General features: G+C 39.0%; 13 protein-coding genes and 2 tRNA genes. 8 read left to right on the top strand and 7 right to left on the bottom strand.

The genetic code is table 11. The features are described 5' to 3' along the window. Positions 1-3 precede the first annotated feature (3 nt). The 8 genes from ACYQ2D_RS05775 to ACYQ2D_RS05740 all read left to right on the top strand — a co-directional run bounded on the left by ACYQ2D_RS05775 (position 4) and on the right by ACYQ2D_RS05740 (position 12,324). Positions 4-975: a glycosyltransferase family 2 protein gene (locus ACYQ2D_RS05775; RefSeq protein ID WP_459784859.1), complete on the top strand. Its 972-nt coding sequence runs from the start codon at positions 4-6 to the stop codon at positions 973-975. A 28-nt stretch (positions 976-1,003) separates the two neighbouring features. Beyond that, positions 1,004-2,242 carry a rhamnosyltransferase WsaF family glycosyltransferase gene (locus ACYQ2D_RS05770; protein ID WP_117455322.1) on the top strand — a complete coding sequence of 413 codons (1,239 nt, stop codon included), beginning with the start codon at positions 1,004-1,006 and terminating at the stop codon, positions 2,240-2,242. Then, entirely contained in the window at positions 2,220-3,680 is a 1,461-nt protein-coding gene (locus ACYQ2D_RS05765; RefSeq protein ID WP_459784858.1) for an ArnT family glycosyltransferase, read from the top strand. Before ACYQ2D_RS05770 ends, ACYQ2D_RS05765 begins: the two co-directional genes overlap by 23 nt. A gap of 66 nt (positions 3,681-3,746) precedes the next feature. Next, the gene (locus tag ACYQ2D_RS05760; RefSeq protein ID WP_117455326.1) at positions 3,747-5,933 is read left to right on the top strand and encodes a glycosyltransferase; all 2,187 of its coding nucleotides are present in this window, start codon (positions 3,747-3,749) and stop codon (positions 5,931-5,933) included. 1 nt (position 5,934) lies between these two features. After that, complete coding sequence (locus ACYQ2D_RS05755) at positions 5,935-7,245, top strand: D-alanyl-D-alanine carboxypeptidase family protein (RefSeq protein ID WP_187558201.1); 1,311 nt, start codon at positions 5,935-5,937, stop codon at positions 7,243-7,245. Positions 7,246-7,260: 15 nt separating this feature from the next. Then, positions 7,261-9,087 (top strand): glycosyltransferase family 2 protein, encoded by a 1,827-nt coding sequence (locus ACYQ2D_RS05750; protein ID WP_187558200.1) that lies wholly within the window; start codon positions 7,261-7,263, stop codon positions 9,085-9,087. A gap of 11 nt (positions 9,088-9,098) precedes the next feature. Continuing rightward, positions 9,099-10,073, top strand: a complete 975-nt coding sequence (locus ACYQ2D_RS05745; RefSeq protein WP_022303773.1) for a glycosyltransferase family 2 protein — start codon at positions 9,099-9,101, stop codon at positions 10,071-10,073. A gap of 73 nt (positions 10,074-10,146) precedes the next feature. Continuing rightward, positions 10,147-12,324, top strand: coding sequence for a GBS Bsp-like repeat-containing protein (locus tag ACYQ2D_RS05740; protein ID WP_187558199.1), 2,178 nt, complete (start codon positions 10,147-10,149; stop codon positions 12,322-12,324). Positions 12,325-12,396: 72 nt separating this feature from the next. Here ACYQ2D_RS05740 and rfbC read toward each other — a convergent pair whose 3' ends face one another. The 7 genes from rfbC to ACYQ2D_RS05705 all read right to left on the bottom strand — a co-directional run bounded on the left by rfbC (position 12,397) and on the right by ACYQ2D_RS05705 (position 17,583). Beyond that, the gene (rfbC, locus tag ACYQ2D_RS05735; RefSeq protein ID WP_187558198.1) at positions 12,397-13,005 is read right to left on the bottom strand and encodes a dTDP-4-dehydrorhamnose 3,5-epimerase; all 609 of its coding nucleotides are present in this window, start codon (positions 13,003-13,005) and stop codon (positions 12,397-12,399) included. Between the two features lie 5 nt (positions 13,006-13,010). Continuing rightward, complete coding sequence (gene rfbD, locus ACYQ2D_RS05730; RefSeq protein ID WP_022303776.1) at positions 13,011-13,907, bottom strand: dTDP-4-dehydrorhamnose reductase; 897 nt, start codon at positions 13,905-13,907, stop codon at positions 13,011-13,013. Between the two features lie 22 nt (positions 13,908-13,929). After that, entirely contained in the window at positions 13,930-14,949 is a 1,020-nt protein-coding gene (gene rfbB / locus ACYQ2D_RS05725; protein ID WP_022303777.1) for a dTDP-glucose 4,6-dehydratase, read from the bottom strand. Between the two features lie 36 nt (positions 14,950-14,985). Continuing rightward, complete coding sequence (gene rfbA / locus ACYQ2D_RS05720) at positions 14,986-15,882, bottom strand: glucose-1-phosphate thymidylyltransferase RfbA (protein ID WP_022303778.1); 897 nt, start codon at positions 15,880-15,882, stop codon at positions 14,986-14,988. 108 nt (positions 15,883-15,990) lie between these two features. Continuing rightward, positions 15,991-17,172 carry a MerR family transcriptional regulator gene (locus ACYQ2D_RS05715; RefSeq protein WP_187558197.1) on the bottom strand — a complete coding sequence of 394 codons (1,182 nt, stop codon included), beginning with the start codon at positions 17,170-17,172 and terminating at the stop codon, positions 15,991-15,993. A gap of 94 nt (positions 17,173-17,266) precedes the next feature. After that, positions 17,267-17,350, bottom strand: a tRNA-Leu gene (locus ACYQ2D_RS05710). A gap of 149 nt (positions 17,351-17,499) precedes the next feature. Then, a tRNA-Leu gene (locus tag ACYQ2D_RS05705) sits at positions 17,500-17,583 on the bottom strand. Positions 17,584-17,685 lie beyond the last annotated feature (102 nt).

The raw sequence follows: 17,685 nt of genomic DNA, 5'->3' as shown, positions 1-17,685 counted from the left end.
TGTATGGACGTATCCATTGTAATTCCTACTAAGAATGCAGGTCCTTTATTTGAAAAAGTGCTGGATATGATATTTTCCCAGAAAACCATTTATGAATATGAGGTTATCTGTGTGGATTCCGGTTCAAAAGATCAGACACTTGAGGTAATTAAAAAATATCCGTGCAAATTATATCAGATTCCGGCATCAGAATTTGGACATGGAAAAACCAGAAATTACGGGGCTTCTAAGGGAACAGGAACTTATATTGTATTTATTACACAGGATGCACTTCCTGCAACGGACATCTGGCTTCAGAATTTTATTGATGCCATGAAAAAAGACCCGGAAGTGGTGGGTGGATTTGGAATCCATTATCCTTATCCAGGCTGTAATTTTATAGATAAGAGAGATATTGAAGGATTATTTCAGGGATTTGGTTCTGATAATACGATTTTTTATATGGAAGATAAGGAACGCTATGAAAGAGAAGAAGGATATCGACATGTACTTGCTTTCTTCTCAGATAATAATTCCTGTGTCAGAAGAGATGTATTTGAACAGCATCCTTATGATGATGTTAATTTTGCAGAGGATCAGATTTGGGCGAGAAAGATGATCGAGTTGGGTTATAAAAAAGTATACTGCCCGTTTGCACCGGTTTATCATTCTCACAACTTTAAATTAAGTACTTACTTTGCAAGATATTATGATGAATATAAAGGTCTCTATGAAATTCATCAGTATATGATGGCACAGCATTTTCGACAGCTCCCACGTCTTTGGGTGCGTCAGGTCAGAGGAGACTGTGCTTACATCCGTCAACAGCCGATTGGAAAGAAAACAAAAATCAAATGGGCTATTTACTCCGCATTTCGTAATTTCGACCGTTTTGTCGGGGGGACACTTGGCGGAAAGTACCATACTTATTCGGAAGCAAAACAGAAATTTCTGGACAAACATATTTCACAGCAGTACAGACAAAGAAAGGCTTAACTGGTCTTAGGTGAGAAAGGAAAAAAGAATGAGCGATAATGTAGTAGAAAGAGGAATGAGATATTTAAAAAATAATGGCGTGAAAGCAACATTAAAACGTATGAAAAACGGACCTGCACCGATTCCGCCAAAGAATAATCTGCTTGGATTTTATAATTTTGTAGTCAATACAGAAGAAATTCCATTTGATAAAAAGGCGTATGAAGAGGCAAAGAAAACTGGAAAAATCACATTAAACTGGGTCATTCCGGAAATGAGTCCGGGTTCAGGCGGACATACCACAATTTTCCGTTTTGTATCAAATTTGGAAAAATTAGGTTTTCACAGCAAAATTTATCTGTATATGTCTCCGACATTTAAAGATAATGAGTCCATCCGCAGTTTCTTAAAACAGCATTTCCCACTGTTAGATGAGAGAGTAGAAGTTTACTGTGATGTATCTCAGATGGGATTTGCACACGGTACAGTTGCAACTGCATGGACCACTGCTTACTATGTCAGAAGATTTAATAATACCATTTCTAAATTTTATTTTGTACAGGACTTTGAGCCGTATTTCTATGCACATGGTTCAGAATATGAGTTTGCAGAAAATACTTATAAAATGGGATTTCGTGGAATTACTGCCGGTGACTGGTTAAAAGATGTAATGAGAAACGATTATGGCATGACAGCAGATAGTTTCTTATTCTCTTACGATGACAAGATTTACAAACCAAAAGAAAAAACAGATGACAAACCGAGAGTATTCTTCTATGCAAGACCGGTTACTCCAAGACGTGACTTTGAGCTTGGTATGCTGGCAATCAATGAATTATGGAAGAAAATGCCGGACTTAGAGGTTATTTTTGCAGGATGGGATGTCAGCAACTATGAAATTCCATTCCCACATCAGAATCTTGGAACTGTAACACCACAGGTACTTGCAGATTCTTATGTAAAATGTGATATGTGTCTGATTATTTCAAACACAAACCTGTCCCTGCTGCCACTTGAAGTTATGGCTTGTAACTCTGTTGCAGTCTGCTCGAAAGGAGAAAACAGCACCTGGCTTGTCAATGAAGAAAATTCTATCTTAGTAGATTATGACCCGAATCAGATTGCAGATACAATGGAAGATTACTTCAAACACCCGGAAAAATTAGCTTCAATCCGTAAAAAAGGTCTGGAATTTGCAAAAAATACTTCATGGGAAAGAGAAGCAGAAAAAGTAAAAGAGGCAATTCTTAGAGGAATTCATGAAGATGAGCAGAAAATTCAAAAATAAACAGAAACTTGGACGGACAGTCTGCATGATTTTTGCCCTGCTTCTGGTATTTGGAATTTATCTGGCATGGGCCTGCAGTCAGAGGCATAATTTTTCACCCGATGAAGGGATGCGTTCCCGAATCGTGCAGTATATCTATGAGCATGGAAAACTGCCGCACGGTGGAGACCCCGAGATAAGAGATGAAGATTGGGGAATTTCGTATGCGTTTAATCCGATTTTAAGTTACATGATTTCTGCGTTGTTTATGAAGATTACTTCATTTTTCACGACAGATGAGTGGGCACTGTTGATTTCTGCAAGAATGGTTAATGTTCTATTCGGAACAGCGTCAGCGTATTGTATTTTTAAAATCGGAGAAGCATTATTCAAAAAAGGAGAAAGGGTGATGTTCTTTTTCCTTTGTACCCTGCTTCCCGGTGCTGCAATTTTATATACTTATATCAATTGTGACGGACTTGCTTTATTTTCTTCATCCTTTATCATTTATGTGTGGGTGAGGGCAATGAATGAGGGCTGGACAAAGAAGAACAGTATTTTGCTTGGAGTTGCATTATCACTTTGTGCGCTTTCCTATTATGATGCTTATGGTTATGCACTGTGCAGTATTTTATTCTTTGTCGTTTCCTCCCTTGGTTATGGCAAAAAGAAACCAGATTTTAAATTAATGTTCAAAAGAGGTCTGTTAATCACGGCAGTTGTCGCAGTGCTTGCCGGATGGTGGTTTGTAAGAAACTATATCATCTATGATGGAGATTTTCTTGCAAGAAAAACCATGCATGAGTATGCAATCAAATATGCAAAGCCACAGTTTAATCCCAAAAATGTAACGACATTTAAGGATTATCCGGAGGCAAACATTCTCTCGATGTTAAAATATCATGCTCCCGGTTTTAAGTACCGCTGGGTTGGAATGGTAGTCTATGGGGTAGTTGGAATCTTTGGATACAATCAGATTTTTCTTGGAAAAAAAGTGTATTATCCATATTTTGCATTGATTCTTGTCGGGCTGGTATTTGTAATCTGGAAAGCAAGAGATATTTTCTATTTAAAACGAGAGCAGGTTATGCTTGAGAAGAAAATCAATGAAGAAGAAACCGTAGAACAGGTATTAATCCGTCAGAAAGGAATCCGTCCGCAGGGATTATTCCATCTGTGTCTTTTACTTGGAATGATAATTCCGAATGTTTTGAACTTATATTATTCTTATACTTCAGATTATCAGCCACAGGGACGCTACAGCATGCCGATGTTAGTTCCGATGATGTATTTTGTAACGATGGGATATTCGAGAGTCGCAGACCATTTTATTAAAAATCAGAAATTAAAACAGCTTTGTTATTATCTGGTTTCAGCAGGAACAATTGTAGTTGCACTGTTTTTATGGGCAAGACTGTTGTACCCATTATATCTTCAGAACTATAATGGTCTGCATTAATGGATTTCCGGAATTTTTCAACAGACAGATTCTGGGAGTGCATGATTAGTCATAAGGAGGAATAAGATGCCAAATTGGAACAATCTCACGTCAAAGGTAATTCAGACGGTAGAAGCAGACGGAATTTTGGGACTTGGAAAACGCGGTGGCAGATATTTAAAAAAAAGGTTCGGAGCTTTAGCAAAAAAAGAGTCCGAACCGGTTTTTAAAGATGTGCTGTTTATTGATGGATGTGGAACAGTACTGCCACATCCGTCAAGATATCGTGTCAGCCATCAAAGAGAACAGCTTTTATCTTATGGAATTACATCAGACCAGGTGTACTTTGCAGATTTGGATTTAAAACAGATTGGCTGGTATAATGTGTTTGTATTTTTTCGCTGTCCACTCAATGAGACAACGGAAAAATTTGTAAAATTAGCAAAAAAGTATCAAAAAACAGTTTTATATGATATTGATGACCTTGTATTTGATACAAAATACACAGATACGATTCCTTATGTAACTGCGCTTGAAAAAAAAGAAAGAGAAGCCTATGATGAGAATGTTCGGGCGTATGGACAGCTCCTTGACTTATGTCAGGGGGCTGTTACCACTACAGGGGAATTATCAGAAGCATTGAAGCTGCATGTAAAAGAGGTCTGCATCAATCGAAACAGGGCTTCTGAGGAAATGATGCAGATTTCCGAAACAGCATTAAATCAAAAAACAGAACATAAAGAAGTTGTACGTTTAGGTTATTTTAGTGGAAGCATTACGCATAATCCAGACATTGAAATGCTGCTGCCGGTGCTCTTAAAGTTAATGAGACAATATAAGAATCTGGAATTTGTCAGTGTGGGAGAGCTGGAAACTCCGGAAGAATTAAAAGAATTTGCAGACCGAATCAAGATTCTTCCGTTTGTGGACTGGAAAAATCTTCCGAAATTGATTTCAGATGTAGATATTAATTTAGCTCCACTCGAAGATACGATTTTTAACCGCGCAAAATCAGAAAATAAATGGGTGGAAGCTTCCCTTGTTCAGGTGGTAACGGTGGCGTCGAATCTGGGTGCATTTGCCGATACGATTGAAAATCAAAAAACCGGATTTTTATGCAAGGATTTAAAAGAATGGGAAGAAACGCTGTGCGCTTTGATTGAACAGCCAAAGCTTCGCAAAAAAACTGCGATGCAGGCATATCAATTTTGTAAAGAAGCCTATCTTACAACCTATACAGGAAAGACGCTGGCAGATTTTATCAAAGCCAAACGGACCAAAAATGTTGGAATCCTGCTTCCGGCACTTAATATCAGCGGTGGAATCATGGTGGCAATGTGGCATGCCGTTTTCTTAAGGGAGGCTGGATTTGATGTCACGATTCTTTCAGAAAATACAACGGAAACTTCATGTGTCTTTGAAAATCAGAATTTTCCGGTGATCCCATTAAGAGAGGATGCAGTCAGCGGTCACTTTGATAAGATGATTGCAACGATGTGGGTCACAGTAAAATGGCTGGAATTATTTTCGAATATTGATAAAAAATATTATCTGGTGCAGAATTATGAGACGGATTTTTATGAAAAAGGCAGTCCATATCGTGCAATGGCAAACGCCACCTATTGCAAAAACCAGATTCAGTATGTTACGATATCAAAGTGGTGTAAGGAATGGTTAAAAGAACGGTTTGAAAAGGAATGTGCTTATGCACCAAATGGGTTGGACACTCGGGTTTTTACTCCATGTGCTCGTGATTTTAGCGGAAAAATTCGAATTTTAATCGAGGGAGACTGCGGTGCATGGCATAAAAATGTAGATGAAAGTTTTCAGATTGTAGAGAAACTCGATAGAGAGAAATTTGAAATCTGGTATCTTTCCTACAATTCAGAGCCAAAAGAATGGTACAAGCCGGACCGTTTTCTTCATAAAGTTCCATTTCAAAAAGTGTCAGAAGTATACAAACAGTGCCATATTCTGGTAAAATCAAGCATACTGGAGAGCTTTTCCTATCCTCCGCTTGAGATGATGGCAACCGGAGGTCTTGCAGTTGTCCGTCCAAATGGTGGAAACAAAGAATATTTAAGAGATGGGGAAAACTGTCTGTTATATGAGCCTGAAAATATTTCTGAGGCAGTGGAAAAGATTATGGAATTGGCAGAAAATGAGACACTTCGGAAACATCTGACAGAAGGCGGACTTAAGACTGCAAGGCAAAGAGAATGGGAAACTGTAAAACAGCAGATTTTAAATCTGTATCTGGAAGCAGGAGAATAAAATGATGAAAGCAAAAAACTTAATAAAACGAGTAACGATTGGCATTTTGGCAGTTGTGCTTAGCACTTCTGTTGTGTGGGCGGACGATAATCCAGGGCTGATTCAAAGGGCAAAAGATGCCTGTAAAAATGCAACCTATGATATCCCGACAGTGACAAATGACATTGACGGCTGGCCACAAGGACCGGCAATTATGTGTGATTCAGCTGTTGTGATGGAAGCTGAAAGTGGAGAAGTGCTTTATAATAAAGCAATGGATGAACGCCGTTATCCGGCAAGTACGACAAAGATTATGACGGCACTGGTCGCACTGGAACATTCTAATCTGACTGATACGGTCACCTTTACAGCAGAAGGTTTAAAAGAAGCTGTTCCTGGAAACAGTTATGTGACTCCGGTCATTCAGGAAGGTGAGACACTCACCATGGAACAATGTCTGTATGCGATTATGCTTGTCTCAGGAAATGAAGTTTCGACACAGGTGGCAATGCAGGTTGGCGGAAGCGTAGAAGGCTTTGTGGAAATGATGAATGAGAAAGCCCAGGAAATCGGATGTAAAGATACACATTTTGTCAATGCGAATGGACTTCATGATGAAAACCATTATACAACCGCGCACGATTTGGCGATGATTGCACAGGAAGCTTACAAAAACGAAGAATTTCGCAAAATTGTAGGAAGTCGTTATTATACGATTCCGGCAACGAATAAGACTGCCGAGGAGCGTGTACTTGCAAACCATCATGCGTTGCTTGGAGAGGGTGACTGGCATTATGACGGCTGTCTTGGAGGAAAGACCGGTTATACCGACACCGCTTTAAATACGTTAGTCACTTATTTTGAAAAAGACGGAACCGTTTATATTTGTGTTGTTTTACATTACAAAGGCACAGAAGTTTTTACCGATACAGTTATGCTTGCAGAATATACCAAAGAATTCGAAAAACTGCAGGTATCACAAAAAAAATATACACTCTCAGGCGGAACCGCAGTTGTGCCAAAAGGAACAACAACGGATGCGCTTGAGATACAGAATACACAAAACGAAGATGGAAACGAACAGGAAACCTTTTTATTTAATGGATATGAAGTCGGTCAGGCAGTTGTAGATAAGAAAGCTTATGAGGCGGATAAAAAAGCTGAAGAAGCACAGAAGGAAGAAGAGTCAAAAGAAGAGCAGAGCCAGAATAACGAGGCACAAAGCGGTTCTTTTAGTACATTTGAAATGGCAGTGGTTGTGCTTGTAGGTCTGATTGGACTTGGACTGATTTTAATCGTGATTTCTGTGATAAAAAAGAAAAAAAAGAAATGATAAGCAGGTGAGAAGATGGCAAAAGGAAAAATTGAATGGGGCAGAATGTTAGGGAAACTTTCTCCTTATACCATTCTAAAAGGGCTTCGCTATATGAGGCATTATGGTCCGAAAGAATTCTGGATTCGGCTTCATGAAAGATTTGAACCCGAAGAAGTCCCTTATGGTCCATGGTATGAGGAATATAAGGTGAAACCGGAAGAACTGGAAAAACAGAAAAAGAAAAAATGGAATTACGAACCGAAAATCAGTGTAGTTGTTCCTGCTTATAAGACACCGGAGAAATTTTTAAGAGAGATGATAGATTCTCTGCTTGCGCAAAGCTATGTAAACTGGGAGCTTTGTATTGCAAATGCAAGTCCAGATGAAGCAGGGATGAGCCAGATTTTGGAAGAATACTGCAAAAAAGATGCCAGAATCTGTGTCAAACCGCTTCTTAACAATGCAGGAATTGCAGAAAACACCAATGAAGCATTGAAGATGGCAACAGGAGATTTTATCGGTTTGTTAGATCATGATGACCTGCTTGCACCAAATGCACTGTATGAAGTTGCAAAAGCATTAGAGAGTCATCCGAAGACTGATGTGATTTATACGGATGAGGATAAGGTAAGAGCAGATTTATCGGAACATTTCCAGCCGAATTTAAAACCAGATTTTAACCTTGATTTGCTTCGTTCTAATAATTATATTTGCCATTTCTTTGTGGTGCGCCGGACAATTGTGGAAACAATTGGTGGATTCAGGAAAGAATATGACGGAGCACAGGATTATGATTTTATTTTCCGCTGTTGTGAAAGTGCGAAAGAGATTTATCATGTGCCGGAAATCTTATATCACTGGAGAACGCATCAGGCATCGACAGCAGACAATCCGGCAAGTAAGATGTATGCGTTTGAAGCCGGAAAACGTGCAATTGAAGGTAATTTAGAAAGATGTCATTTAAAAGCAGAAGTCAGTCATACCAAAGACCTTGGTTTTTACCGTGTTAAATACGAGGTGGAAGGTACACCGCTTATCTCGATTATTATTCCAAATAAGGATGAAAGAGAGTCCTTAAAAAAATGCATTGATTCGATAGAGAAAAAATCGACTTATGAAAATTATGAAATTTTAATTGTAGAAAACAACAGTACTTCAAAAGAAATCTTTGAGTACTATAAAGAATTAAGTGATAATCCTAAAATTCGCCTGTTAAAATGGAAAGAGGGATTTAACTATTCTGCAATTAATAACTTTGCGGCAAAGAAGGCAAAAGGTGAGTATCTTTTGTTCTTAAATAACGATATGGAAGTGATTGCATCGGACTGGATGGAAGAACTGCTTGGACACTGTCAGAGAGAGGGAACAGGGGCAGTTGGGGCAAGACTCTATTATCCAAATGAGACGATTCAGCATGCCGGCACGATTATCGGAATTGGCGGAATTGCCGGTCATATGTTTGTTGATATGCCGGGAGAACGTACCGGATATATGCATAAGGCAGCGATTCAGCAGGATTTAAGTGCAGTGACAGCAGCCTGTATGATGGTAAAGAGAAGCGTATTTGAAGCAGTAAACGGATTTGAAGAGAAACTTTCAGTTGCCTTTAATGATGTGGATTTGTGTCTCAGAATTCGTGCACAGGGCGAATTAATCGTATATGACCCTTACGTGGAACTGTATCATTATGAATCAAAGAGCAGGGGAACAGAGGACAGTAAAGAAAAAGTCAGAAGATTTCAGGAAGAAATTGAGTTTATGCGCTGTCGCTGGGAGAAACTGTTAAAAGCCGGAGACCCGTATTACAATAAGCATTTTTCACTGACAAAGTGGAATTATTCTTTAAAGCCATTTGAGTAAGGGGAACAGGTATGCAGGATGTATCAGTGATTATTCCGAATTTTAACGGAAAAAAGTATTTAAAAGAGTGCCTGGACTCGTTAAGAAAACAGGATTATTTGTATTTTGAAGTGATTTTGGTCGATAATGGCTCAGAAGATGGAAGTGTGGAATGGACAAAGGAAAATTATCCGGAGGTACGTGTGATTGCGCTCAAAGAAAATACCGGTTTTTGTGGCGGAGTCAATGCAGGAATCCGTGAGTCAAAATCAGAATATGTATTGTTATTAAATAACGATACGATTGTATTTCCGGAATTTATTACAGAACTGGTTCATGCAATCGAACGGGCACCGGATATCTTTTCATGTCAGGCGAAAATGCTTCAGATTCAGGATGAAAACAAGATGGATGACGCAGGAAATTTTTACTGCGCACTTGGATGGGCATTTGCCGATGGAAAGGGAAAACCGGAGTCAGAGTACAATAAGACCAGAGAAATTTTTGCTTCCTGTGCGGGAGCTGCGATTTATCGTAAAGAAATTTTAGATGAAATTGGCTATTTTGATGAGGAACATTTTGCCTATCTTGAGGATGTTGATATCGGATATCGTGCTAAACTGCATGGATATCGAAATCTGTTTTGTCCGACTGCGAGAGTACTGCATGTTGGAAGCGGAACAAGTGGATCGAGATATAATTTATTTAAAATTCGATATTCTTCAAGAAACAATCTGTATTTGATTTATAAAAATATGCCTCTTTGGCAGATTATTTTAAATTTCCCGCTTTTGTTTGTGGGATTTACAATAAAAACAGTCTTTTTTGCAAGCAAAGGTTTTGGAAAAGATTACATCAAAGGAATGTGGAATGGAATTGTAATCTCGAAAGAGAACAAGGAAAAGAAAGTAAGAAATGTAGCACATCAGAGGGAACGGTGTTGGAAGATACAGCTGGAATTATATAAAAACATAGGAAAACGCTTTCGTTCTGAAAAGAGAAAGTAAGATACTTTCGAAATTTTACAGAAAGATTTCGAAAGTACATAATAGACATAGAAAGAAGTATAGAGAGGAAACAATGAAGATACAGGTAGGAAAAAAAGAGCTTTCCGAGAAGCAGAAAAAAATTTTAAGAAAAGTAAAAGTGATTTTGCAATATGTTTTTATCTTCCTGTCGCTGTTAATTGCAACAACGGTTGCCTGGGTATTTCGCACCTGGAAGGGCCTTACAATGGAAGAGGTGGTATTCCACATTCAGGCACCGACAACAGGAACAGATTCGGGAATTATTTCGAGTTTTATTCTAACGTGCCCTTTGATTTCGATTGTGTTAACGTTAGTAATTTTATTGCTACATAAAAGACTGGGAAAAATAAAAGATATTGCGGTTTTGGGTTTAATGGTGGCATTTCTTGCAGTAGCAGCATTTTCTGTTGGTTATATGTGGAATCGGCTTGACATTACCGCTTATGCAAAAAATCAGACAACAGAATCTACGTTTATCGAGGATAATTATGCAGACCCAAAAGAAGTAGAGCTGACTTTTCCGGAGAAAAAACGAAATTTGATTTATATTTATCTGGAATCGATGGAAGATACTTATGCAGATAAAAAAAGCGGAGGTGCATTTGAAAAGAGCCGGATTCCGGAACTGGCAAAATTATCACTTGAAAATGAAAATTTTTCCGGAAATAGCACAGCCTTAAATGGTGGAATCCCAATGTACGGGGCAACCTGGACTATGGGGGCATTATTCGCACAAACTTCTGGTCTGCCGTTAAATCTTCCGATCCGAGGAGATTTGATGAGTACGCAGTCTGAATTTCTTCCGGGTGTAATCAATCTTGGAGATATCTTAGAAGAGAACGGATACAAACAGTACTTTCTGATGGGGTCAGAGGCAGAATTTGCCGGACGCGATTTGTATTATAAACAGCATGGCAATTATACGATTTATGATTATAATTACAGTCTCGAAAATGGAGAAATTCCAGAAGATTATCACGTGTTCTGGGGCTATGAAGATGCGAAACTGTTTGAATTTGCAAAACAGCATTTGACCCAAATCAGTAAAAATAACGAACCATTTAACTTTTCAATGTTGACGGTCGATACGCATTTTGAAGATGGATATCGTTGTAAGGACTGTCCGAATACTTTCGGAGATGACCAGTATGCAAATGTAATGGCATGCTCAAGTAAAAAAGTAACGGAATTTGTAAAATGGATTCAAGAACAGGATTTCTATGAAAATACTACGATTGTCATTTCGGGAGACCATCTGACAATGGACAGCAATTTCTGTGATGATGTGCCGTCCTCTTATGAACGAAAAGTCTATACTACTTATATCAATTCCGCAGTACAACCGGAGACAGAAGACTATAGAGAATATTCCACAATGGATAACTTTCCGACAACCCTTGCAAGCCTTGGCGTAGAGATTTCGGGAAATCGTTTAGGGCTTGGTACAAATTTATTTTCAAGCGAAGAGACATTAATTGAAACATATGGAAAAGAGCAAGTTAATACCGGATTGAAAATGAAATCCAAATTTATGGATGAGCTAACAAAAGATATTGTAGTGGAAAACGCCAAAAAAGTGCAGGAAGAAGAAAAGGCAGAAGCAGAGGAGAAAAAAATTACTGCAGATATCACGGTTTCAGATTATGATGCACTGAGTGATTCGTTTAAAGTAAGCTTAAGTAAGGTAAAATGCCAGCTCCCGGTGGAATCCATCCAATGTACAGTATGGAAATCCGATGGCATGAAAGCCCTTGTATGGTATGAAGCCGAAAAACAAGAAGATGGTACTTACAGTATCGAAGTAAAGGGCAGTGACCTTGCGCACGAAGAAGGCAGTTATGATGTCATTGTCTATGGACAGGCAGAAGGCTATGATCCATCTGTTATTAAAACTGTTACCGGCGAAATCAAAGAGCCGGAGTCTAAGATAACGGCAGATGTGACAGTAACAAACTATGATTTCAGAAAAGGTTACTTTGATGTCATTTTAAGTAATGTAGAAAGTACAGAGCCGGTTACTGCAATTGAATGTACGGTTTGGGAAAAGGATGGTACTGTGGCATTAAAAACCTATCAGGCGAAACGTCAGGGTGATGGAACCTATCTGCTTCGAATCAAGGCGATGGACTTCTATTATAAGACAGGAACCTATCGAATTTTGATTTACGGTCAGACTGAAAATTCACCGATGATGCAGATGGATGAAGTGTTTGGAGAGATTACAGGATAAAAACAAGAGAATAAATAAAAAAAGGCGAATGACCGAAACGTCATTCGCCTTTAAAATTTTCAAGATTAGAAATTAGAATTTAAAAGTATCCTTAAGTCCGAGCCATTTCTGGTCTTTGTCGCTTAAGTTTAACGCAGTGCCATCTTCTAAGACATAGCCTTCAGAAGATGCAGTGCCATTATAAGTACCGATTAATTTTGGCCATTTGATACCGATTTTCGGGTCGTTCCATGCAAGACCGCCTTCATCTCCCGGATGATAGAAATCAGTACATTTGTAGCAGAATTCTGCAATGTCACTTAATACAAGAAATCCGTGTGCAAAGCCTTCCGGAATATAAAACTGTTTTTTGTTCTCTTCGGTCAGTTCCACACCAAACCATTTTCCATAAGTCTTGCTGTCACTTCTTAAATCAACGGCAACATCAAAGACAGAGCCTTTTACCACACGCACCAGTTTGCCCTGTGGAAATTCTTTCTGGAAATGAAGTCCACGTAAGACTCCCTTGGTAGAACTGGACTGATTGTCCTGTACAAAATTCATGGTAAGTCCGGCTTCTATCATATCTTTCTGATTGTAGGTTTCCATGAAATATCCTCTGGCATCTCCATGTACAGTCGGTTCGATTACACAGAGTCCTTCGATACCACCTGCATTTTTTTCAACTTTAATCTGTCCCATTTTATTTACTCCTGTGTTTTTAAATCCTTAAGATAACGGTTTAATGCATCCTGCCAGGTTGGTAAGAGTGCAAAACCATTTGCGGTTAATTTGCTCTTGTCAAGACGGCTGTTAAACGGTCTTGCTGCCTTGGAAATACCATATTCGGCAGTTGTGACAGGAGCTACGGTTAAATGTTCTTTGGAATACTCCTCCTCGCCCATGATTTCATAAGCCTGACGGAAGATTTCTGTGGCAAAATCATACCAGCTGATGTAACCGCCCTCATTGGTTGCATGATAGTAACCGTATTTTTCTGTTTCAATCATATCAACTAAGAGTCTGGCAAGGTCAAAGGTATAAGTCGGTGTACCAATCTGGTCATTTACTACGGTTAATTTATCATGATTTTTTCCAACTTTGAGCATGGTTTTAATAAAGTTATTTCCGTTTAAACCAAATACCCATGCAATTCTTACGATGAAGTATTTGGAAAGCGTTTCCGATACTGCAAGTTCTCCGGCAAGTTTACTCTTTCCATAGACATTTAACGGTTTGTAGTCTTTGCAGTCCGGTTTCCATGGAGTTTCTCCCTGACCGTCAAAGACATAGTCTGTTGAAATATACATCATTTTGATACCAAGTTCTTTGCAGACATTGGCAATATTTTGTGTGCCAGTGCCATTTACAAGCATGACTTTTTCCTGATTTGCTTCATCTTCAGCGGCGTCAACCGCAGTCCATGCGGCACAGTGAATCACTGCATCCGGAGCTGCTTCTTTGATAACCTGGTTGACAGAAGCAGAGTCTGTGATATCCATTTCTTCGATATCAACACCGATTGGAGTATGACCTCTTTTTTTGAGTTCATTTACGGTATCGTATCCAAGCTGGCCTTTTACACCTGTTACTAAAACTTTCATGGAAGGTTTCCTCCTTTAATAATTAGCGGTTTCCGTACATTTTTTCATAGTAGTTCTGATATTCACCGGAAATGATATTTTCCCACCATTCTTTGTTATCTAAATACCACTGGATTGTTTTCTTGATTCCATCTGCAAACTTGGTTTCCGGAAGCCATCCCAGTTCATTGTGAATCTTGGTCGGGTCGATTGCGTAGCGCATGTCATGTCCTTTTCTGTCTGTGACATAAGTAATCAGGCTTTCTGGTTTTCCAAGTTCTTTACAGATAATTTTTACAATATCAATGTTTTTCATTTCATTGTGACCGCCGATGTTGTAAACTTCACCGACACGTCCATTGTGAATGATTAAATCGATTGCTTTACAGTGGTCTTCCACGTAAAGCCAGTCTCTTACGTTTTCACCTTTTCCGTAAACAGGAAGCGGTTTGTCATTTAATGCATTTGCAATCATAAGCGGAATCAGTTTTTCAGGAAAATGATATGGTCCGTAGTTGTTAGAACAACGGCTGATGGTAACAGGAAGTCCGTAAGTTCTGTGGTATGCAAGAACCAATAAGTCTGCGCCCGCTTTGGAAGAACTGTAAGGACTGCTGGTGTGAATCGGAGTTTCTTCTGTAAAGAATAAGTCTGGGCGGTCAAGTGGCAGGTCTCCGTAAACTTCATCGGTAGATACCTGATGGTAACGTTTGATTCCATATTTACGGCAGGCATCCATTAAGACAGCAGTACCTTTGATGTTTGTATCAAGGAAAACTTCCGGATTTTCGATAGAACGGTCAACATGGCTTTCAGCGGCAAAGTTTACAACCATATCCGGGTGCTCTTCTTCAAACAGTTTATAAACGGCTTCACGGTCTGTGATGCTTTCTTTTACAAAACGGAAATTTGGGTTTTCCATAACGGATTCCAGTGTTGAAAGATTTCCGGCATAAGTTAAGCAGTCTAAGCAGACAATACGATAATCCGGGTATTTGTCTAACATATGAAAAATAAAGTTACTTCCAATAAATCCGGCACCGCCGGTTACAATAATTGTCATAATTTAAAATTCTCCTTTTCGTGATGCGAATAATGGTTAGTGTAAAACGTCTAAATATTTTCCATCGAGTACGTCTTTTAAGTATTGTCCGTACTGGTTTTTCTTTAAGACTTCATACACTTTAAGAACCTCTTCTTTGGTAATCCAGCCATTTAAGTAAGCGATTTCTTCAAGGCAGGCAATCTTTCTGTGCTGGTGGGATTCCATGGTTTTTACAAAGTTGGTTGCCTCAACCAGACTTTCGTGTGTACCGGTGTCAAGCCAGGTAAATCCCTGTCCTAATAATTCAACATTTAAGTTGCCGTTTTCCAGATAAATACGGTTTAAGTCAGTGATTTCAAGCTCACCACGTGCACTTGGTTTTAAGTTCTTTGCATATTCGACTACTTTGTTGTCATAGAAATAAAGTCCTGTGACACAGTAATTGCTCTTTGGATGTTCCGGTTTTTCTTCGATAGAAACAGCTTTGCCTTCGTGATTAAATTCAACAATACCGAAACGTTCCGGGTCATCAACATAGTATCCAAATACCGTTGCACCCTTTCCGGATTCTGCATTTTCAACGGCGGCTTTTAAGCGTTTTTTCAGACCGTGACCTGCAAAAATGTTGTCTCCAAGCACCATTGCGACAGTGTCATCTTTGATAAAGTCCTCACCGATAATAAAAGCCTGTGCCAGTCCATCCGGGCTTGGCTGTACGGCATAAGACAGATGCACTCCAAATTGATGTCCGTCGCCTAAGAGTTCCTTAAAACGAGGAGTATCCTGCGGAGTAGAAATAATTAAGATATCACGGATGCCGGCATTCATCAGTACGGACATCGGATAGTAAATCATCGGTTTGTCATAAATTGGCAACAGCTGTTTGGAAGTTACCATAGTTAAAGGATAGAGGCGGGTTCCGGAACCACCGGCTAAAATAATTCCCTTCATGTGAAAATCTCCTTTCTTAAAAGAGGTAGTGTAATGTTACTTTTTTGTCTCGTAGTTTCTGATAATACTATTATAAAAGATGACGTAAGGTCACCTTCAAGCGTTTTTTTAAAAAGTACATAAAAAAATTCCGGCGTCTTTTGTAATGTGAAATCCATGGGCGGTTTTTTTCTCGACAAAGCTGCGAAACTCATGGTAACGTTCCAATAACATCTGGTTTTGATTTCCATGACAGGAAAGAATGTACTCAATTAAAGGTTCGGCACGGTCAAGCTCAATCGAATCTTCATATCGGATACACTGAACGTCAGAAAAGTAAGGCTTTAAAAGTGCTTCTCCATTTTCAAGCCCGAACTGTTCATATAATTTTTCCGCAGATAAGACAATCCGGCTGTCAAATTCCTGAACAAGTTCACTGATTTCAATCATGTGGCGCTTTCCATAGGTACTGCAGAGAAAATGGCCGCCTTTTTTTAATGATCTTTGAATCTGCTTAAAAACTTTTGGTAAATCATTGCAGTAAAACAGGACATGGTTTGCGATAATTAAATCAAAGGCAGAAAGCGAAGACGGAAAAGAATGACAGTCAAAACAGGCAAAGGAAAACCGCTTATCACCGGACGGCAGGTTTCTTCTGGCATCTCGTAACATTCCGTCCGAAACATCCGATAATAAAATAGAGAGGTTCGATGGGATATGATTCAGATTTTCCGTCCATAATGCTCCATTTCCACAGCCAATTTCAAGTACCCGCTCATTGGGCTTTAAATTGCAATGTTCAAAAATCCACGGAAACCAGCCTTTTGAATTGGTAGAATATTCCTTGTGCAGACGAATTCGGCTGGAAATATTGGAAGCATTCTGATATTGAGATTTGAGACTTTTTTCCATATTTGTTAAATGAATCAGGTCAAGCATCTGGCTCCAGTCAATTTGGTGTTCCTGTTCAATCACTCGGACGGTATCTTCGATTGCACTTTCTACAAGCTGCATCTGTTCAATCTGGTCCTGGATTAATTTCTTTTGAAGATTAAGGGAGTTTAACAGAAAGAGATAATCAGAATCGTCGATGGTCATTTCACGAATATCGTCGAGGGAAAATCCAAGATATTTTAACAGTAGAATCTGCTGGAGACGGGCAAAATCAGAGTCCGTATAGAAACGTGCACCGGCTGGTGTCACATAAGAAGGTTTTAAAATGTTTTGTTTATCATAGAATCGAATCGTGCGTACAGAGACATTTGCCATGCGGGCAAACTGCCCTGAAGAATAATAACCTGGCAGTTTCATAAGAAAAGTCCTCCATAAAAAATATAAGAAATCCAAGATAATGGAACGATAATCCTGCAATTCCAAAAAATCCTAAAAAAGAATAAAAAAAGGATGCAGGAGATGGGACTTGAACCCACACGATATTGCTACCACAGGCACCTGAAGCCTGCGCGTCTGCCAATTCCGCCACTCCTGCATCTGTTATTAAGTTATGTTCTCGCGAACACAAGCAATACTATACAATAGTATGTTGAAAATGTCAATACTTTTTTGGAAAATTCCTGCAATTCATAAAAATAAATTCCTGCAATCCGTAAGTAAAAATAAAAAAGAATAAAAAAAGGATGCAGGAGATGGGACTTGAACCCACACGATATTGCTACCACAGGCACCTGAAGCCTGCGCGTCTGCCAATTCCGCCACTCCTGCATCTGTTATTAAGTTTGCGCTTTTGTAAGCACAAGGAATACTATACAATAATATGTAAAAAAAGTCAAGACTATTTTGAAAAAAATAATCGAAAAAGATAAA

Source organism: Blautia stercoris (genome assembly GCF_054657695.1).
Note: the sequence above shows the minus strand (reverse complement) of the source record. Positions and strands in the feature narration are given on the sequence as shown.